Below are 19,075 nucleotides of genomic sequence, written 5' to 3' on the forward strand. Positions count from 1 at the left end.
GTAGGTCTTTAAAACTTCGCGCGCACGCCGAACACCACGTTACGGCCCGGCAGCGGCGAGATATCCTTCAACACCGACGTCGATACGCGAATTTCCTCGTTGGTCAGATTCTTCGCCAGCAGGAACCACGTCAAATCGTACGCGCCGATCTTCTGCGAGTACGAGACATTGGCGTTGACCTGGTTATAGCCCGGCGTATCGGTGCTCTCGAACGTGGCCAGGCGATCCTGCGACTGCGCGTGCACCAGCGACAGGCCGGCGCGCCATTGTCCCATCTTGTAACCGGTGCTTGCGCCGACGCGGGTGGCGGGTTGCAGCGGCAGGTTGCCGCCTCGATCCAGCTTGCCGCGTGTGGTATCGGCAAACACGCGGCCCGACCAGCCGGCGCCGTGCGGATTGTATTCCAGCTCCGCCTCGGCGCCCTGGATGGTGGCATCGGCCTGCAGGAAGATACGCTGGCGCAGTTCGTCGCCCGGATTGCCCTCTTCGTCCACCAGCTGGCCGGTGATCTGGCCGTAAATGAAATCGCTCACCTTGTTACGGAACAGGTTGGCCTTCCAGCGCACCAGGCCCGTGGTCTTCTGCAGCGACAGCTCGATATTGCGCGAGGTCTCCTTGTTGAAATCGGCGTTACCGATATCGAAGGTGACGGTGGCGTCGTGCGGACCGGCCGAATACAGTTCCTCGGTTGCCGGTGCGCGCTGCGCGTACGACAGCGTCGCGCCCAAGCCATAACCAGGCACGAACGGCCACATGCCGCCAACCGATGCAGACTTCAGATCGAACGAGCGATCGACGCCGGTGACCGGCTTGCGCTTGACGCGCTCCACGCGCGCGCCGGCGTTCACGCGCACCACGCCGACCTCGGTCTCCTCGACCAGGAAGGCGGCGGTGGACGTCGAATGGGTGACCGGCACCGTATCGGCGCCGCCTTCGGCGCTCAGCGCCGAGAAGTGCGTGTTCTCGGTCTGCACGCCGAAGGTGCCATGCCAGCCGGCGACCGGCTTGTGCGTCAGTTCGGCGCGCGTTTCCAGCGAACGGTTCTTGAAGATCACCTCCGGCTGGTTCTCGTCGTTGAGCTCCGCGTGTTCGTAGTCGGTGTAGCCGGCCTTGAACTTGAACGATTCGAATCCCGGCAGCGGCGCTTTCACCAGGCTGTCGAAGTCGTAGCGGGTCTGCTTCTGGTCGATCTTCGAACCTTCGTCGCTCGGAATGCCATACAGGTTGGTCAGGTGCGATACCGACGCGCCGACGAAGCCCCAGCTGTCGACATACGACGAGCCGACACCGGCGTTGCGCTGGCGCGTCTCCGAGTGCGGCAGGCGGCCGGACGCCGAATCGGGATCGTTGAGCACACGGTTGCCGGGGATTTTGTAGTCGTCGGTGTTGCGCGCGTTGCCGTCCACGTGCCAGGCCATTTTGCCCACCGAGCCGTCCAGGGTGCCGGACGCGTTGCGGCCGTCGTCGACCGTGCTGCCGCGCGCTTCCAGTTGACCGGTGAGCTTAGGTTCCAGCACGGTCGGAATACGTTCGTTGACGATGTTAACCAGGCCGCCGATGGCGCCCGAGCCATACAGTAGTGCCGCCGGGCCGCGCAGGATCTCGATCTGCTGCGCCACCGCGCCCTCGCCGGCCACCGCGTGGTCGTTCGACAGGCCGGAGACGTCGGAGACGGCCATGCCGTTCTCCAGCATCTTGACGCGCGCGCCTTCCAGGCCGCGAATGATCGGACGCGAAGCGCCGGCGCCGAAGGCCGACGCCGACACGCCCAACTCCTGCGACAGCGTCTCGCCGAGCGAGCTGCCTACCTTGTCGCGCAACTCGTCGCCCGACAGCACCTTGGCCGGGGTCAGAATCTGGTCGCTGTCGGAGTCGCCGAAAGGCGTGGCGGTGACGATCACGCGCGGAACGGTGCCGTCGGTGGACTTGGTGGCGGTGGACTGCGCGTGCGCCAAGGTGGACAAGGCGGACAGGATCGCGCTGGCCAGCAGCGTGCGTGGGATATTCATGGGTAAACCTCTAGCTAAAAAACATGACAGGTCGCACCGTGGATAGCCGAAGCCGGACCACGGTGACGCAAAATTCAGGACGGATTTCGGGTGTCAGGCCAGAGGGGGAGCGCGGGACTGGAAGACGCAAACGGTGCGTTCGCAGGCGGTAAGGGTGGCGGGCGTGGCGATCACGCCGCCGCCGACGGCGACGACGGCGATCGTCATCGGCTGCGAAGTGAGCGTCGCCGCCACCTGGGCGACGGTGACGCATTCGGCGCAGACCTTGTGCACCGCGATGCGTTTGCGGTGTTCGGCCTGCTCCTCGCTGCTGAACTCCGCGTCCGACTGCGTTACGTCGATCCAATGCGAATAGACGTGCGCCGCCCCGATCTGCTGCGTGAAGAGCAGCAGAAACGCGAGAAACACATGAATGATCGGACGGCGATGCATCGGTCGGAGTTGGCCGGTGGGGTAGCAAAGGCGTTATTCTAACCGCAACGCACAAAAAAGGGGGCCGGCAAACGGGGCTGCCTAAGAGCAAGGGGCGCTAGTCCTACATGCAAGCCGCTTGCACGCCGACAGCCGTCGAGCTCATCAGTAGTTACGATGGGCTACACCCATCTAAAGGACAAAACATGAAAAAGCTCACCACTCCGGCCAAATTCGCCCTCGCATTGATACTCACGGCAGCCGCCGTCACCGGTTGCAAGAAACAGGATGTCGATCCGGTCACGCCGGAAACGAAAATCGGCGCCACCCCGGACGCGGGCAATATCACCCCGCCAGTGCCGGGCAATGAAATGCCGCCTCCGGCAGCCGCCGCCCCGAATCCCATGCCGATGCCGGAAGCGAACACCCCGGCATCGCACTAAGGCGAGAGAGGCCGCGACCAAGGCAACAACAAAATTACGCGGCCTCCGCGTGCTTCAGATCAACCACAACACCCGCCTCGCGCTTCCTGCGCGACAAATTGCTGCGCTGGTTCTCCGGCGCCGCGCTCAACACCTTATACACGATATGCCGCGGCACGCCATGGCTCATGGCGTACTCCGCTGCGGGCTGCAAACCTTCCAGCGGAAGGAGTTCCAACGCCTCGTCCATGATGGCGGCGGTAGCGGTGGGTTTTCGGCGGTCTGATAAGGGCATTTTTCAATTCCACTAAAGATATTTAACAGAATTCAGTTTACTCCAGTCAACGTCATCCGTATGTTCGCCAGTTCACCCCGCCGTCTGCGCCGGGCCGATTCGTATGGCGATCGACTTGGCCGCCGGTACCATGCTCTCCAGCGCATGATGTTCCAAAGCCATCAAAGGATTACACTCAGGAAAATATCCTGCCACACATCCAGGCGGCACGTTATACGCCACCAGCCGCAGCGCGGACACACTACGCGCGATACCGTCGCCGGTCACGGCGCTGGCATCGACCAGATCGCCCTCCCTCAGCCCCAGCCGCGCGATATCGGCCTCATTGATCAGCAGCACCCGCCGGCCGCCATGGATACCGCGAAAACCATCGTTCTCGTTGTAGATCGTCGTGTTGAACTGGCTGTCGCTGCGCACCGTGAACAAGCGCAGCACGTCGCCCCGCGGCGGCAGCTGGTCGGGATCGGCATCCAGCACGGTCGGCGCGATGAAGTTCGCGCGCCCGTTCGGCGTCTTCCATTTGCGCTCCGCTGCTGGCACCGGCCGGGGGAATCCGCCCGGCGTCCACATGCGCGCGTTGAAATCGTGGAATATCTCCGGATAGGTCTCGGCGATGGCGTCGCGGACGGTGGCATAGTCGGCCACCCACGCATCCCAATCGACGGCGGGATTCGCCGGCAACGTCGCCTTCGCCAGCCCGGCGATGATCGCTGGTTCCGAGCGCAGCAGTTCGCCGGCCGGCTCCGCCCTGCCCTTCGAACCGTGCATGCGGCCGGTGCTATCCTCCACCGACACCGCCTGCTCGCCGCCGGCCTGCCGGTCCACCTCCAGCCGTCCCAGGCAAGGCAAAATGTATGACACCGCCCCATGCACCAGATGACTGCGGTTCAGCTTGGTTGCAACCTGCACGGTCAGCCGTAGCCGCGACCACGCCGCCTCCACGCGGACCGTGTCGGGCACGGCCCGGACGAAATTGCCGCCCAGCCCGATGAACGCCCGCACCGAGCCGTCGAGCACGCCCTCGCAGGTCTCGACGGTGTTCAGCCCCTTGTCGCGTGGCGGCTCGAAGCCGTACTGTTTCGCCAACTGATCGAGCGGCGCCAGTTCCGGCTTCTCCGTGATGCCCACGGTGCGCTGGCCCTGCACATTGGAATGCCCGCGCACCGGACAGATGCCGGCGCCGGGCTTGCCGATATTGCCGCGCAACAGCAACAGATTCGACAGCATCTCCACATTCTGCACGCCCAGACGGTGCTGCGTCAGGCCCATCCCGAACACGCCGATCACCTTGCTCGCGCTGGCATACACGGCCGCCACCTCCTCCAGGTCGCGGCGGGCCAGACCGGAGTGTCGCTCGATCTCGCTCCAGCTTTCCTCTCGCGCGCATTCGACCAGCGCGTCCAGGCCGGCCGTATGCTCGGCGATAAACCCGGTATCGAGCACGCGCGGCGTGCCGGCGGCCAGGGCGGCGTCATCTGCCGCGATCAGCGCCTTGCACAAGCCCAGCATCGCCGCGCTGTCACCGCCGGCCCGCACCTGCAAATAATGCGTGCTGATGGTGGTCTCGGCGCCGGTCAGCATTTCGGCCGGCGACTGCGGATTGGCGAAGTGCAGCAGACCGGTCTCGCGCAGCGGATTGAAAGTGATGATGGGAACGCCCCGGCGGCGCGCCTCCTGCAACTGGTGCAGCATCCTCGGGCTGTTGGTGCCGACGTTCTGCCCGAAGAAAAGGATGCAGTCAGTGTGCTCGAAATCCTCCAGCGACACGGTGCCGATCGGCACGCCGATGGTTTTGGGCAACGCCACCGAGGTACTCTCGTGACACATATTGGAGCTGTCCGGCAGGTTGTTACAGCCATAGAGCCGCGCCAGCAACTGGTACATATACGACGCCTCCAGCGAAGCGCGGCCGGAGCAGTAGAACACCGTGCTTTTCGGCTCCAGCGCCTTCAGTTCGTGCCCGATCCCGGCGAACGCGCTGTCCCAGTCGACCGGCACGTAGCGGTCGCTGTCGGCATCCCAACGCAAAGGTGTCGTCAACCGCCCCACCGCCTCCAGCCGATGGTCGCTCCAGCCCCGCAGCTCGCCGACCGTGTGCTCCTCGAAAAAGCCGGCGTCGCAGCGCTTGCCCGTGACTTCCCAGGCGGTGGCCTTGGCGCCGCTCTCACAGAACTCGAAAGGATGGGGATTGGCCGGCTTGGCCCAGGCGCAGCTGACGCAGGCGACACCGTCGGTTTTGTTCAAGTGGACCAGCAGCTTGCCGCCCTCGAACGGCACATGCTCGGTCAGCAGTGCCGTGGCGACCTTCTTCACCGAACCCCAGCCGCCGGCGGGATGTGGATAGGGTTCGGGTGTGGTGGATTTCATGGACCGTCCTTGATAAAAGTATCGGTCCATTCTAGGTCCCGGGACTGCCGGCCTCTGTATGTCAACGCACTAAGCCGACGACATCGAGGCCGGCGTCCCGGGTCAACTTAGAACATATAGGTCAGACTGAACCGCAAAGTCCGTCCGAACAACGGCCTGGCCACGCCACGGTTGCGCGAGCCGTCCGGCGACAGCAGATCGTTGAACAGCGGGTCGCCTTCCGTGAACGACAGCTGGTTGGTCAGGTTGGCCACGTGCAGGTGGGCACTCAGACGCTCGGTGATCTGGTACTGCGCGCCCGCGTTGATGATGTGATACGACGGGAACAGGGTCACGTTGCTGTCGGACGCCTCGGAGAAGCGCGAACCGTAGTGCTGGTATTGCGCGTACACGCTCACCGGAATGTCGGTCAGCGGCTTGAGGTCGAACGACGGCATAAAGTTGAACATCACCTTCGGCAGACGGCGCGGGCGACGTCCATCCTCGCTGACCTGCACATAGTGATAACCGGTGATGACACCCTGCGCGTCCTTGTCCTCCTGCGTGGTGGTGTAATTGGCACCCTTGACCTTCGGATTTTGCATCACCATATTACCCTTTAACTCCAGGCCCTGGATAGCGGCCGGACGCCATGACAACTCGATTTCCGCGCCGACGTTCTGGATGCCGCGCTGATAAAGCTGCGCCACGTCCGGGCAGGAATTGATCTGCGTCACGCCACCGGCGCTGGTGCATTGCGACGACTGGATGTCCTTGTAGATGTTGACCGCGCTGCGCGGCGAGAACTTGTTATAGAACGCCGCCACCGACGCGCCGAAGCCACGGGTCAGATAGCGCAAGCCCATTTCGTACTGGCGGATATGCTCCACCGCACTGACTTCCACCGTCCGGCCATTGACGACGGTGGCCGTTGCCGTCGTCAGATTGTTGATGTCCTCGAGACTGGGCAGACGGAAGGAGTCGGACGCCAGGCCATAGACGGCAAAGGCCTTGCTAAAGCTGTAGTTACCACCCAGCGACCAGCCGAAGCCGTGATAGGTCTTGTTCAAGGTCTGCGGAGTCCCCGGCAGGCTCACTTCATTGTCCGCCGTCGTATCCTGGGTCGAGCCGACAACCACATTGGCCGGCGTCAGATCGGTGATGACGTTGCGATCGCGCCGCACGCCGTCCGCCTTCAGGTTTTGCCAACGCACGCCGGCATCGATCTTCAGCTTCTTGTCCATGGTTTCCCAGTGGTCGAGCAGGTAGGCGGCGTTGCCGTCGCCCCGGATGTCGCTGACAAAACCGCCCCATCCCGGCAGGATCGCGCCGCCCTGCGTCAGGCTCGGGCCGACCTGGTTGCCCTGCGCGTCCACAGCGATCAGATCGACCGGACGCGATTGATTGGACACGTCGCTGACCAACAGCGCCTGCTGGAAGTTGGGCTTGTAGCTGTAGCGGCTCTTGTACACGCCGAAGGTCAGATCGTGCGAACCTTTCAGTTCGAAGGACTTCTGCGTCTTGAGGTCGAGCGAGGTGCTGGAGGCGTCGACGTCGGCGACGAACGGGATCATGAAGTTCAGGTTCGCGGATGCGGGTACCGCCGTGCCGTCGTTCAGATAGCGTCCAGCCACGCCGGTGGCCTTGGCGTAGCGCCTGGTGAAGTCCTCGCGGCTGATGTTGGCGAAGGCGCCGCAGGCCTGGCTGCTCGGCACGTTGAAGAACCCAATCAGCTTGGCGTTATTCAGGTTGCAGGCAAGCGCCGCGCCGTGCGCCGGCGAGATCACGTCGTTCTGATAGCGGGCGTTGAGGAAGTTGGTCGACGTGGCCGTGTCGTTACCGGTGAAGACGGCGTTGAAGCCGTTGCTGCCGGTGGTGTGCCGCAGCCCGGCGGACAGCTTCCAGCCGTCCTTCAACTCGTGCGAGCCGCTCAGCGTGAAGATCTTGAAGTCCGGATGGATGCCGTCGGCCTGGTCGATCGTGCGCGTGCCGTACTCGCCGATCATGTTGAACTTGCGGTTGTACGGCGAAGCCGTGGTGCCGTGCGCGAAATCGATGCCCAGCGGCTCGATGGTGTCCTGGTTGATCTTGGTCGGATTGGCCGGCGTACCGGCGTTGGCAAAGCGCGGCACGGAAATCGGCAGGTTCTGATAGAACGCGGTGCGGTCGTTGATCACCAGCGCGTCGCCGCGCAAGGTGGTCCTGCGGTCGTCGCTGGTGTAAACCAGATTGCCGCGTACCTGGCCGCCACGGTCGGCGGTGTAGCCGGTGTCGCGCACGCCGTCGCTGCGGCGGTAGAAGCCGCCGACGGCGCCGGTCAGATTGGGGCTCAGCGGGCCGGAGACAAAGGCGTCCTGGCGGATGAAGCCATAGTCGGCGTACTCTATCTTGTAGCCGCCGGCGAGTTTGTCGCCGCCGGTGCGGGTGACATGGTTGACGGTGGCGCCCAAGCCGTTCGAATACAGGATGCCGCCCGGACCGCCCTTGACCAGCTCCACGCTCTCGGTCATCAGGTCGTCGCGGATGAAGACGTCGTTGTTCATGAACGGCGCCTCCGGCTCCTCAAAGGCCGGCAAGCCGTCGATCAGTTGCGGCGCGAAGCGGTAACCGCCAGTGACCGGCAAGCCACGCACCGTGATGTTGTTACTGGCCTCGCCGGCGCTGCCCCCTTCCGTATAAATGCCAGGGAAGTTGGCCAGCATCTCGGCGGTGCTCATCGGCGCCAGGCGCTGGATCTCTTCGGCCGTCAGCGTGTTGATCGAGAACGTCGCGTTTTTCTTGGTGGTCGATTTGGTCACGCCGGTGACGATGACGACCGCCGACGGATCGGCGCCATTGGCGTCCGCGGCCTGCTGGCCGCTGACGGCGGCGGGGGTGGTGGTGCTCGTGGGGGTGGCTGTGCTGTTCTGCTGCGCGAACACCAGCGCGGGCGCCAGGCAGATCGCCAGCGCCGCCGAACGAGCGATGTAACGGTTGTAACGATCGATCGAGTAGGTCATTTCGCATCTCCTTTTATGATTATCAGCCGCGCTGCGACGGCCTGGGTAAGTTTCAGTTGTCCAACGTTGTCATGGCGGTTACAGGGACTTTATCGGTGGTCGCGCACCTCCTCCAGCCGTGGCATATCGGCGCCGCGCCGGGAACAGGTGATGGCGGCGGCGCGGCCGGCGAAGGCCAGCGCCGCTTGCAGCGCCGGCGCGTCCAGCTTCTTCAAAGCGGCGCGCGTCAGCAGGCCTTGCTCGCCCAGGTGCGACAGCAGCGCCGCCTGGAAGGTATCGCCCGCGCCAACGGTATCGACCACGTCGACCTTCAGGGCCGGCAGTTCCAGCGCCAGCGTCGCCGTCGCGGCCAGCACGCCCTCGCCGCCGCGCGTGACCACCACCAGCGACACGCCGGCATCGAGCGCCATATCGATGAAGGCGCGCGGCGACATGCGCGGATACAGGTGGCCGATATCTTCGTCGCTGATCTTCAGCAGATCCGTGTTTGGCAGCATCCAGGCGATGGCGTCGGTCCATATCTGGCGGTCCGGCTGTATCGTCAGCCGCACGTTGGGGTCGAAGGCGATCAGACTGCGGCCATGCTGGCGCGTGACCAGGGCGCGCAAGGTCGATGCGACCGGTTCGACCGCCATGCAATAAGAGCCGACGTGGATCACCGCCGCATCCATAGGTACGCGCCCGATGTCCGCGACGGTCACGGAGCGCTCGGCGGTCTGGCTGCCATACAAGGTGTAGGCCGGCACGCCATTGGCGTCGATGTCGATGGTGACCAGCGCCGTCGACGCCTCCGGCCGTGGAGCGCAGGAGATGTCTACGCCTTCGCGCGCCAATGTATCGGCCAGCTTGCGGCCAAACAGGTCCGCCGACAGCCCGCCGAAGAACATCGGTCGCCGGCCCAGCCGCGCCAAACCGATCGCCAGGTTGAAGGGCGACCCGCCCACCCGCGCCGACAACGCGAAACCGGTGTCGGTGTCGCCGTCGGAAAACACATCAAACAAAGCCTCGCCACATACGATGATCATGCCGCCTCCGTTGCGCCGGCCACGCCGGCCGCCATGTTGTTTACTTTTCCTGGCTCGATGCGCAGGCCGCCTTGGTCGAAAACGTGCACCCTGCCCGCTGTTGGGCTCACGCGCCACGCCGCGTTGGCCGCCGGCGGCTCCCCCTTGACCACCACCATCAGGGGTTTGGCCAGGCCAGCCACCGCCAGGTGCACATAGGATTCGGCGCCCAGCCTTTCGACCAGGATCACCTCTCCCTGTATCGCGCCCTGCGGATCGGCCACCAGATGTTCCGGCCGTATGCCGACGGTCACAGCACCCGGCTGCGCAGCGGCCGGTGCCGGCCAGTCCAGCCCCGCGCCGCCGATCCTCAAGCGTCCGCCCGCATCCAGTGAGCCCGCCACCAGATTCATCTTCGGGCTGCCGATAAAGCCGGCGACGAACACATTGGCCGGATGGTCGTACAGGTGCATCGGCGCGCCGATCTGCTGCACGCCGGCGGGGCCCAGCACGACGATGCGGTCGGCCAGGGTCATCGCCTCGACCTGGTCGTGCGTCACGTAGACCATGGTGGCGGCCAGCTGCTTGTGCAGGCGGGCGATTTCCACCCGCATGTCGGCGCGCAGCGCAGCGTCCAGATTGGACAACGGCTCGTCGAACAGAAAGGCGCGCGGCTTGCGCACGATAGCGCGGCCAATGGCGACACGCTGCCGCTGGCCGCCGGACAGTTGCGGCGGACGGCGATCAAGCAGGTGCTCCATTTGCAGCATCTTCGCCACCGCGTGCACCGCGATCTTGATCTCCGCCTTGGGCACGCGCGCCAGGCGCAGGCCGAAGGCGATGTTTTCGAACACACTCATATGCGCGTACAAGGCATAGCTCTGGAAAACCATCGACAACCCGCGCTTGGCCGGCGGCGTGTCGTTGACCGTCACACCATCGATGCGGATTTCGCCGGCGCTGATTTCCTCCAACCCCGCGATCATGCGCAGCAACGTCGATTTGCCGCAGCCCGAAGGACCGACCAGCACCACGAATTCACCGTCTTCTATCGTGAAGTCGACGCCTCGCAGAATGTACTGCGACTCCTTACCCGGGTAGGTCTTGCCCACCCCTTGCAATGCGATTGTGGCCATCTCAGTTTCCTTTCACTGTGGCGCCCATCGCCCACACCTTGAGCGAGACGACGCGGTCGCCGGGCGCCGCCAGCAACGCCAATCCGTCCGCATCAACGCGGGTTGGATAAGTGCGGCTGGTAAGGCTCTTGCGCTCGTTGACATAGGCCTCAACCATCGAACGGTCCAGGAACACGCGCATGCGCAGATTTTCCGTTCCCAGCTCGAAAGCGCCGCCTTGCACGCCGTACGACTTGCCGATGGTGGTAAGGGTGCGGTCGATTTCCAGACGGCGGGCGGCGCCGTCGACGTACACATCGGTCGCCTCGGCCCGGCCGGGAGCCACCCGCACACTCAGACCACGCTTGGCAGCCTGCAGCGAAGGCGCCAGCTCAAGTTCGATTTCGAGTCCGTCGCCGCGCAGTGCCGCCAGCGCCTTGGCCGCGTCGTCCACGCCGACGTCGCGCAGATCCATCACTTGCCGTCGGCGCAGACTGGCCAACTCGCCGATAGGCGCCAGCCGCAGATCACCGTCTGCGCCCAGAGACAATGCGATGGGCAAGCCGCCGTTGTGCGCCCAGCCGGCGTCCCACTCGTCACGCAACGTGCGTTCGCCCTGCGCGATCGAAAAGACGATCGAGCGGCCGGTCTTGGGATCGACAAACCCGCTCGGGCCGGAAAAGTGTCCCTGGCCGACATCGAACACGCGCGGCGCCTCGCTATCGGGCTTGAAGCGCGCGTCGGCGGCGTCGAACACGCCGATCCAATAATAGGCCTGGCCCCGCACGTCGTTCAGGAACACGTGCCGATCGCGGCCGTCGGCGCCTTTACCGATCGGCAGCAGCACCGGCAGCTCCCAGGTTTTCTCGAAGTCTGCGAATGGCTTGGCATCGATCGAGAACAGTGGACCGCGCGGTTTCCAGTTGATCAAGTCCGACGATTCGTACACCAGCGCCGTGCCGCTGCGTCGAGGCAAAGCCGAGCCGACCAGCTGGAACCAGCGCTGCCGGTCGCCGTCGCGGAACACGAACGGATCGCGGAACTCGCCAAAAAGGCCCATGCCCTGCTTCTGCACTGTGACGGGCGCCGGATATTTTTTCCAGCAGGCCAGGTCCGGGTCGCGCACATCGCAAGGCATCGCCACGCCGGTGCGCTGGTTGGGCCGTGCCTTATCGTTACCGGCGGTGAAGAACAACACGGGCGTGCCGTCGGCCGCCAGAGTGGCGCTGCCGGACCAGATGCCATCGGTCGCCAGATCGTCATCTTCCGGCGCCAAAGCGATGGGCAACTCGCGCCAGTGCACCATGTCGGCGCTGGCCCAGTGCCCCCAATGAATCTGATGCCAGAACGGGCCGAACGGATTCTTTTGGAAGAACAGGTGGTACTGGCCCTGATAGTAGAACGGCGCGTGCGGCTCGTTCATCCAACCGGCATCGGGCATCACGTGGTATTGCGGGCGGTGGCGGTCACCGTCGAAGGTGCTCGCCGGGATGTTCATGTCGGTGGACGACAGCTTCGGCGCCTTGCCCGCGCGTGGCGCCAGATCGGCGGCGACGATGCCCGCCACTGCGGCGGCGTCGGACGGGCCGGCGGCGACACGCACCTCGTCCATCAGGCCGAGGAAGGTATTGAGCTTGAAGACGCCGCCGATCTGCTCCGGCTGCGAGTAGCGGCCTATCGTCAGCGGCAGCTCCGGCATGGCGAACCGTTCCGCCGAAGGCATCACCTTCCCGGCGACCTGTTCACCGTTCAAAAACAGGGCCACCCGCCGCGTGGCCGGATCGTAGCTCGCCGCCACATGCGACCAGGTGTCGCGCGGCAGCTTGCGATCGGCGACGCGCACATCGACGACGGTTCCGCCCAAACCCATCTTGATGCCCCAGGCGCCGAAGCGGTACACGCCAAAGGAAAACCCTTGCCTGGCCTGGGAGTCGAACTGGCTGACGAAGGCGGAATAATGCCCGCCATCTCCCCATTCGAAGGCGTGCGGCGCCACCCAGGCGCTCAAGGTGAAGCCGCCCTGCAATTGGACGCTGGTCAGCGAAGGCGCCGTCACGTCGGTCGAATAGCCGTCGAACAGCAAGCAGCCTTGATGGATGCAGCTGGCCGCCGGCCGCCACAACGGCGCCGAGTCGGGTTTGAAGCGCGCGCGGTTGAACACATAGTTCACCTGGTCGCGGCGTCCGGACACCTGCTCGACGGTCTGGCTGCCATCCTGCTCGTTCAGCCCCCAACGGGCCAGCGGCGGCGCCTCGGCGGCCGCCACGGCCTGCGTGGCCACCAGTACAAGACTGGCGATGGCGTAGCGATAATTCATGTTGTCTCCTCCAGCTTTTTAATTTTTATGAGCGGCTGTCTATCGTTGTCATTTCTGTGCCGGGAAATCGTCGATCACGTACAGGCCGTTCTCCATGCGCAGCGGGATCGGATCGCAGATCCGGCCGACAAACTGGCCATCGGCGCCGGTGTCCTCAAAAGCCATCAGGCAGTCGGCGCCGGTGACCGGATCGCGCAGGATTTTTCCCGCGTAGCGGCGGCACGGAATATCGCCATCGAGGAAGCCGGGCGCCGGCTGCCATGGTCCGAGCGGGTTGTCCGCCACCAGGTAGTGCGTGCCGGAGACGCCGCCATTGTGCTGCGCGCGCATCTCTTCGGTCCAATGCGCGGCGACATTACAAAACACGCAGTACCAGCGGCCATCGCGCTCGAACACCTGCGGCACCTCCAGCTGGCCGTAGTGACCGCCGGCATAGACCGGCTCCGTCGCCGTCCAGTTCACGAGATCCGGCGACACCGCGTGGCCGATCACGCCGCGCGCATACAGCGGACCGTCGTTGCGGCGCGCGGTGTAGAACATGTGATACTGGCCGTCGATTTTATCCGCCAGTACCCAAGGGTCGCGCAAGGCCCGGTCGTGCCAGCGCCCTTCCTCGTATTCCTCATAAAAGCGCTCGTCCAGATCCAGCGCCAGGCCGCTGCCGACGCGCTCCCACGGGCCGTCCAGGCTATCCGATGTGGCATGGCCGATGCGCTGGCGCATGCCGTTTTCGGCGCGGCAGGTACCCGTGTAGAACAGGTGATAGCGCCCTTCGGCCTTGATCACGGAGCCGGTCCAGGTGGTGAAATCGTCCCACGCCGGCGAGGCCGAAGGACCAAAAGCGGTACCGAGCGAGGTCCAGTTGCGCAGGTCTTGCGACACCGCGTGGCCGACCGAGACGTTCCAGTGGCGCAGGTCCGGGTTGCCGATGGAGCGGTTAGCCTGCAGGAAGAACAGGTGCTGTTCCCCCGCTTCCTCGAAGTGCCAGAAATCCCAGATGAATTTATCGTTCAGTTTAAGTGTCATGTGTAGTCCAAAGTTATACCGCGTTAGCCTAAGTTATCCTTTTATGCCTGTCCCGGCGACCGAGGCGACGAACTGCCGCTGGAACGCCAGGAACACCGCGAGCACGGGTAAAGTAATCACCGATGCGTAGGCCATGATCTGCCCCCACGAATTGGTGCGTCCGAAGAATTGCTGTATGCCCGGCTGGACCGGCCGGAATGCCTCGCCCTGTATCACCATGATCGGCCACAGATACTGGTTCCAGGCGGAGATGAACAGCACGATGGCGGCGGTGGCGATCACCGGGCCGCTGTTGGGCATGATGATCCTGGCGTACACGGTCCACGGACCGGCGCCGTCCATCTTCGCCGCCTCGTCCAGCTCCGGCGGGATATCGCGGAAGAACTGGTAGAACAGGAAGACGCAGAAGGCGTTCGCCAGGAACGGGATCACCTGCACATGCAGGCTGTTGAACCAGCCGGTGTGCATCACCAGTCGGCCATGCTCGATGGCCGGCCAGGGCAGCTTGGCCACCAGCGACAACAGCGGGATGGCGATCACCTCGAACGGCACGATCACCATCGCGACGACCAGCGCCAGCACCAGATTACGTCCGCGCCAGCGCATGCGTGCGATCGAAAACGCCAGCATGCTGTTGATGATGATGCCGCCCACCACGATCAGCGCGGCGATCAGGGTGGAGTTGAGCAGGAAGGAAGGCAAGTCGCTCTTCTCGAACACCGCAGTATAGTTCCGCATCGACCATGTCTCCGATGGCAGGTACGCCGACAAACTGCTCAAATCGGCGAAGATCGCGTTGTCGCTCTTGAAGGAAGAAACGAACATGAACAGCAGCGGCGCGATGAACACGATGCCGATGGCGCTCATGCCGATGAACAGCGCGATGTCGCGCAAGGTCCGGCTCATTTTAAGGTTCATTTCGCATCTCCCTTCACCAGCATCCGCTGCAACGCAGACAGCGCCAGCACGATGACAAAGAACACCAGCGTGATCGTCGAGCCGTAGCCCACGTCCTGCTCCTTGAAACCGCTGCGCACCGCGTGGTACACCACCGTTGTCGTCGAATCGAGCGGACCGCCGGAGGTCATCACATCCACTTGAGTGAACAGGCCGAACGCCAGCAAGGTGGTCGACACCAGCACGAAGATGATGGTGTTGCGCAGGCCGGGCAAGGTCACGTGCACGAAGCGCTGCCACGCGTTGGCGCCCATCAGCGTGGCCGCCTCGTACAACTCGTGGGAGATCGACTGCAGGCCGGCCAGGAACACCAGCATCTGGAAACCGGCGCCCTGCCAGGCGGACATCAGCGCGATGGCCGGCAAGGCGTAGCGGCTGTCGCCCAGCCAGTCCGGTCCCGCGTTGGGGTCGTGCAGCAGGCCGCGCAGCAACTCGTTGAGCATGCCCCGGTCGGTATTGAGCATGAACGCCCAAACGATGGACGCCACCACCATCGACGTCACCACCGGCGCGAAGTACACGGTGCGGAAAAACACCCTCCCCCGTATCTTCTGGTTGACCAGGATCGCCAGGCCAAGCGCCGCGCCGCACTGCAGCGGCAGCACCAGCGCCGCGAACAGGAAGGTGTTGATCAGCGACCGGTAGAACAAGGGATCGGTGGCCGCCAGCACGATGCGCGATTCGCCGATATCGATCTGGAACGCGGGACGATAGCCTTCCAGCTCCGGCTTGTCCTTGCGCACCTGCCGCCACGTCGGGTAACGCACGCCCTCCTCGTCACGCATGGCGGCGCCCCGCGCATCGCGCACCGGGTCGACGACGGCGACATTCAGCGCCAGCAGGCGCCGGTAATTGTCAAGGCCGATGTACTTGGTCGGCTCGGGCGACATCAGGCGGTGATTGGTCATGGTGGCGCCGGCTGCGAGCAGCATCGGCAGCACCACGAACAGCGCGAACAACAGCAACGCCGGCGAGGCGAAGGCCGCCACCGCGAACGGATGTTCCCGGCCAAGTTTGGTTTTCATAAGCCGCCCCCCGTTTTGCGCACGGCGAAACCGTAACCGTTGTTGCGCGAGATATTGTGTTCCATCGCCTCGACCGCCTCGTCGAACGCCTCCGTGGCGTCCTTGCCGCTGCGGATGTCGGCCATCGCTTTTTCGAACGCCGACGACATCGCCGGATACGCCGGACTGGCCGGCCGCGACACCGCATAGCGCTTGGCGAACTCGAAATAGATACGCCAGTCGCCGCCCGGACGATAGTGCTCGGTGAGCGCCGCCCCTTCCGCGCTCACCGGCACCAGCCCGGTATCGCGCGACGCGGCAGCGATTTCCGCCGGCGAGATCAGATGCGCCAGGAAGGCCGCCGCGCCTTCTGGCTGGCGGCAGCTGCGCGTGACGCCCCACTGCCAGGAAGCCGCCCCGATCTTGGGACCATGGCCGAAGTCCGGCGGCGGCATCACCACCAGATCGCCGCCGAATTGTTCGCTGTACTCGCGCGCCTTCCACGAGCCGGTGTAATGGAACAGCGAGCGGCCTTGTTCGAAGGCCTTGTCGTCCGCCGGAATCCGCTCGACCAGCTTGTCCTTGAACAGGCGGCCGTAATAGCGGCCGACGGCGACGGCCGCATCGCTGTTCAGCATACCGTCGACGCGCACGTAGCCATCACGGTCTATCAGGTCGGTGCCGGCGCTTTGCAGCCAGGGCGAGAACGCATAGCTGTACCACTCGCCCTTGAAACGGCCGTTCAAATCCAGCGGGAAGCGATAGCGCCCGCTCTTCTTCACCTTCACCAGCACGTCGTGGAACTCGGCGGCGGTATAGGGCTGCTCCATCGTCGCCACGCGCACACCCAAGGCGTCCAGCCGGGAGCGGCGCGAAAACAGCGCCAGCGCCACATCGAACTGGCCGACGCTATACAGCTGGCCCTTGTAGGTTCCGCGTCCGCCCTCCAGCAGCTTGGCCACCGCGTCGGCCGGCAGTAAGGCATCGAGCGAGCGCACATGTCCGGCCCAGGCGAAGTTCGGCACGGTCGGCTGGTCCATGGCGATGATGCACGGCAGTTGACCGACCAGCGAAGCGGCGGTGATCGACTCGGTGTACGAGCCTTGCGGAATCGCCTCGACCACGACCTTCCATTTCTGCTGCGAACGATTGAACCGCTCCACGGCCGCCCTGCCCGAGGCCATTTCGGCGTCGCCGGTATCGTGGCGCCATAGTTTGATCTGCACCGGCGCGGCCAGCACCGGCAGCGCCATCGTCACCAACAGTGCCGCCAACAGCGCGCGCCTCATCGCTTGGCCTTCATCGCCCGCATGGCCTTGACCGCGCTGGCCGACGGCGCGGCGACGGTGCCGCGCATGACCGGCACGCACGGCACGCGGATGGTGGCGGCCGGCGCCGACGACTGCTCCAGCACATGGCGGCCGGACAGCTCGCCGATTTCGCGGTACGGCAGCGCGACGGTGGTCAGCCCCGGGTCCAGCGCCTCCGAAATCAATCGAAAATCGTCGAAGCCGACTATCGACACGTCGGCGGGCACGCGCAAACCGCGCCGCTGCAAAATGAAGATGACGCGCATGGCCATCTTGTCGTTACCGCACAGGATGGCGGTGGGCCGATTGTCGCTGGCGAAGAGGCGGTCGACGGCGTCGGCAAGGTGCGAGAACTCGTCCGCGTCACCCGCCTCCGCGCCGTGGATCAGCCAATCGGGATTGGGCGTGACGCCATGCTCGCGCATCGCGCGCTCGAAACCGCGCAGACGCAATCCGGTCGCCACCATGCCCGGTATCAGTTGAAGGAAGGCGATCTCGCGATGTCCTGCCTGCAGCACGATTTGCGCCGCCGCGTAGCCACCGCCTTCGTCATCCGGCACCACCTGCGTATAGCGGCCAGGCGCCTCGAAGCAATTGGCCAGCGCGGTCGGCGTGCTGCCCAGCAGCGGCTCGACGATGACTTCGCGGTGAAACGGAGTGGCGAACAGGATCGCCTCGACCCGCCTCTCGCGCATGTCTGCCACCAGGCGGTTGGCGACATCGGCATGGCCGCCGGTCTCGCCGATCAGCATCACCTTGCCCATTTGCTCGCACACCAGCTGTATGCCCTTGATGATCTCGGACGAATCCGGCGTCGTCGTCAACTTTTCGGCGATGACCGCGACCAGCCCTGTCGGACGCCCACGCAGCATGCGCGCGGCAGCCGAGGGTGTGAATTCGAGGCTGCGCATGGCCTGCTCGATACGGGTGCGGGTCTTCTCCGACACCTCGGTCCCGCCGTTGAGTACGCGCGAGACGGTCTTGATGGACACACCGGCCCTCTCCGCCACATCGTGAATCGTTGCCACACAGTCTCCTTGAATATTCGCCGCAGCGCCGGAATCTTGCCGTCTTCCGCAAAATGTCCAACGTTGTCATTTGTTTTGCAAATGATATGGATTCCCTCGATCGCCGTCAACAAAAAATTTACGAAAAAAAAGCCGCTATCGCTAGCGGCTTTTTCTACAAGCAAAATCACGGTCGATATCAGGCCTTGCGGCGACGCGCCGTATAGGTGATCAAACCCAGCCCTGCCAGCAGCATGGCGTAGGTTTCTGGCTCCGGCACGGGCGCGGCGACCGAGCTGAGGAACTCCGCGCGCAGACCGGTCGGGTTGTCGTCCAGCTGACGGCCGTTGGTGACGATGAAATCCAGGGTATTGATACCGCTGGTAAAGCCGCTGCTGGCGCCAAAGCTCAGCCAGGTGTCGAATTTATGACCGCTGGCGATTTGCTGACCATTCAACAACACGACCACGGAATTGTCGGCGGCGAAGCGGCCGGTGAACGCGGCCGTCGAGGCATCGTAGCCGGTCAGGTCGAACTTCAAGCGGTAATCGTAGACACCATTGACGTCGGGATCGAGCCAGTCGCCCACGTTGCTGGTCGGGGTAATCCACTTGGAAGCGCTGGTATTGGCCGTCCAAGCCTTGCCGACAGGCCACACATTGTCAGCGCTGATGTAGGCATTACTATTCGTCAACACCGTCGTGCCGGACAGAACGCTCAAAGCGTAGTGCGTATCTTGCGTGCCGGCCGCGCCGACGCCGGTGTTGACCAAACCGCTAATCGATGCCGCGTGAGCCGAGGTCAACGCGGCGGTAGCCAATGCGATGGCCGAAATTATTTTCTTCATATTCTT

15 protein-coding genes are annotated in these 19,075 nt (G+C 64.2%); 1 reads left to right on the forward strand and 14 read right to left on the reverse strand.

Annotated features, from left to right (window positions below; translation table 11 throughout):
* Positions 1–8 precede the first annotated feature (8 nt).
* Both AC07P1_RS21220 and AC07P1_RS21225 read right to left on the reverse strand, forming a co-directional pair.
* Positions 9–2,009: a TonB-dependent receptor gene (locus AC07P1_RS21220; RefSeq protein WP_494697688.1), complete on the reverse strand. Its 2,001-nt coding sequence runs from the start codon at positions 2,007–2,009 to the stop codon at positions 9–11.
* Between the two features lie 93 nt (positions 2,010–2,102).
* The gene (locus AC07P1_RS21225; protein ID WP_494697689.1) at positions 2,103–2,417 is read right to left on the reverse strand and encodes a hypothetical protein; all 315 of its coding nucleotides are present in this window, start codon (positions 2,415–2,417) and stop codon (positions 2,103–2,105) included.
* A 209-nt stretch (positions 2,418–2,626) separates the two neighbouring features.
* Between AC07P1_RS21225 and AC07P1_RS21230 the strand changes: the two genes are divergently transcribed.
* Positions 2,627–2,863 (forward strand): hypothetical protein, encoded by a 237-nt coding sequence (locus tag AC07P1_RS21230; protein ID WP_494697690.1) that lies wholly within the window; start codon positions 2,627–2,629, stop codon positions 2,861–2,863.
* A 34-nt stretch (positions 2,864–2,897) separates the two neighbouring features.
* On the opposite strand, the gene AC07P1_RS21235 is transcribed toward AC07P1_RS21230, so the two are convergent.
* From AC07P1_RS21235 to AC07P1_RS21290, 12 genes are all read right to left on the reverse strand, one after another.
* On the reverse strand, positions 2,898–3,137 hold the full coding sequence (locus AC07P1_RS21235; RefSeq protein ID WP_494697691.1) for a hypothetical protein: 240 nt from the start codon (positions 3,135–3,137) through the stop codon (positions 2,898–2,900).
* Positions 3,138–3,209: 72 nt separating this feature from the next.
* Complete coding sequence (locus AC07P1_RS21240; protein ID WP_494697692.1) at positions 3,210–5,504, reverse strand: FdhF/YdeP family oxidoreductase; 2,295 nt, start codon at positions 5,502–5,504, stop codon at positions 3,210–3,212.
* Positions 5,505–5,611: 107 nt separating this feature from the next.
* Complete coding sequence (locus tag AC07P1_RS21245; RefSeq protein ID WP_494697693.1) at positions 5,612–8,482, reverse strand: TonB-dependent receptor; 2,871 nt, start codon at positions 8,480–8,482, stop codon at positions 5,612–5,614.
* Between the two features lie 89 nt (positions 8,483–8,571).
* Positions 8,572–9,507 carry a carbohydrate kinase family protein gene (locus AC07P1_RS21250; RefSeq protein ID WP_494697694.1) on the reverse strand — a complete coding sequence of 312 codons (936 nt, stop codon included), beginning with the start codon at positions 9,505–9,507 and terminating at the stop codon, positions 8,572–8,574.
* Positions 9,504–10,622: an ABC transporter ATP-binding protein gene (locus AC07P1_RS21255; protein WP_494697695.1), complete on the reverse strand. Its 1,119-nt coding sequence runs from the start codon at positions 10,620–10,622 to the stop codon at positions 9,504–9,506. Before AC07P1_RS21255 ends, AC07P1_RS21250 begins: the two co-directional genes overlap by 4 nt.
* 1 nt (position 10,623) lies before the next feature.
* A complete protein-coding gene (locus AC07P1_RS21260) occupies positions 10,624–12,918 on the reverse strand; it encodes a GH32 C-terminal domain-containing protein (protein WP_494697696.1) in 2,295 nt (764 codons plus the stop codon).
* A gap of 48 nt (positions 12,919–12,966) precedes the next feature.
* Entirely contained in the window at positions 12,967–13,944 is a 978-nt protein-coding gene (locus tag AC07P1_RS21265; protein ID WP_494697697.1) for a family 43 glycosylhydrolase, read from the reverse strand.
* 33 nt (positions 13,945–13,977) lie between these two features.
* On the reverse strand, positions 13,978–14,862 hold the full coding sequence (locus AC07P1_RS21270) for a carbohydrate ABC transporter permease (protein WP_494697698.1): 885 nt from the start codon (positions 14,860–14,862) through the stop codon (positions 13,978–13,980).
* The gene (locus AC07P1_RS21275; protein ID WP_494697699.1) at positions 14,859–15,926 is read right to left on the reverse strand and encodes a carbohydrate ABC transporter permease; all 1,068 of its coding nucleotides are present in this window, start codon (positions 15,924–15,926) and stop codon (positions 14,859–14,861) included. Before AC07P1_RS21275 ends, AC07P1_RS21270 begins: the two co-directional genes overlap by 4 nt.
* Complete coding sequence (locus AC07P1_RS21280; RefSeq protein WP_494697700.1) at positions 15,923–17,179, reverse strand: extracellular solute-binding protein; 1,257 nt, start codon at positions 17,177–17,179, stop codon at positions 15,923–15,925. The genes AC07P1_RS21275 and AC07P1_RS21280 overlap by 4 nt, the downstream gene beginning before the upstream one ends.
* 11 nt (positions 17,180–17,190) lie before the next feature.
* A complete protein-coding gene (locus AC07P1_RS21285) occupies positions 17,191–18,243 on the reverse strand; it encodes a LacI family DNA-binding transcriptional regulator (protein WP_494697701.1) in 1,053 nt (350 codons plus the stop codon).
* A gap of 178 nt (positions 18,244–18,421) precedes the next feature.
* Positions 18,422–19,069 (reverse strand): PEP-CTERM sorting domain-containing protein, encoded by a 648-nt coding sequence (locus tag AC07P1_RS21290; RefSeq protein ID WP_494697702.1) that lies wholly within the window; start codon positions 19,067–19,069, stop codon positions 18,422–18,424.
* Positions 19,070–19,075: the final 6 nt, after the last annotated feature.

The organism is Duganella sp. GW821-FHT07F09, assembly GCF_059418705.1.

Coding starts and splice junctions, on each gene's coding strand:
- AC07P1_RS21220 (WP_494697688.1), bottom strand. CDS start 2,009: ATGAATATCCCACGCACGCTGCTGGCCAGCGCGATCCTGTCCGCCTTG.
- AC07P1_RS21230 (WP_494697690.1), top strand. CDS start 2,627: ATGAAAAAGCTCACCACTCCGGCCAAATTCGCCCTCGCATTGATACTC.
- AC07P1_RS21235 (WP_494697691.1), bottom strand. CDS start 3,137: ATGCCCTTATCAGACCGCCGAAAACCCACCGCTACCGCCGCCATCATG.
- AC07P1_RS21240 (WP_494697692.1), bottom strand. CDS start 5,504: ATGAAATCCACCACACCCGAACCCTATCCACATCCCGCCGGCGGCTGG.
- AC07P1_RS21245 (WP_494697693.1), bottom strand. CDS start 8,482: ATGACCTACTCGATCGATCGTTACAACCGTTACATCGCTCGTTCGGCG.
- AC07P1_RS21250 (WP_494697694.1), bottom strand. CDS start 9,507: ATGATCATCGTATGTGGCGAGGCTTTGTTTGATGTGTTTTCCGACGGC.
- AC07P1_RS21255 (WP_494697695.1), bottom strand. CDS start 10,622: ATGGCCACAATCGCATTGCAAGGGGTGGGCAAGACCTACCCGGGTAAG.
- AC07P1_RS21260 (WP_494697696.1), bottom strand. CDS start 12,918: ATGAATTATCGCTACGCCATCGCCAGTCTTGTACTGGTGGCCACGCAG.
- AC07P1_RS21265 (WP_494697697.1), bottom strand. CDS start 13,944: ATGACACTTAAACTGAACGATAAATTCATCTGGGATTTCTGGCACTTC.
- AC07P1_RS21270 (WP_494697698.1), bottom strand. CDS start 14,862: ATGAACCTTAAAATGAGCCGGACCTTGCGCGACATCGCGCTGTTCATC.
- AC07P1_RS21275 (WP_494697699.1), bottom strand. CDS start 15,926: ATGAAAACCAAACTTGGCCGGGAACATCCGTTCGCGGTGGCGGCCTTC.
- AC07P1_RS21290 (WP_494697702.1), bottom strand. CDS start 19,069: ATGAAGAAAATAATTTCGGCCATCGCATTGGCTACCGCCGCGTTGACC.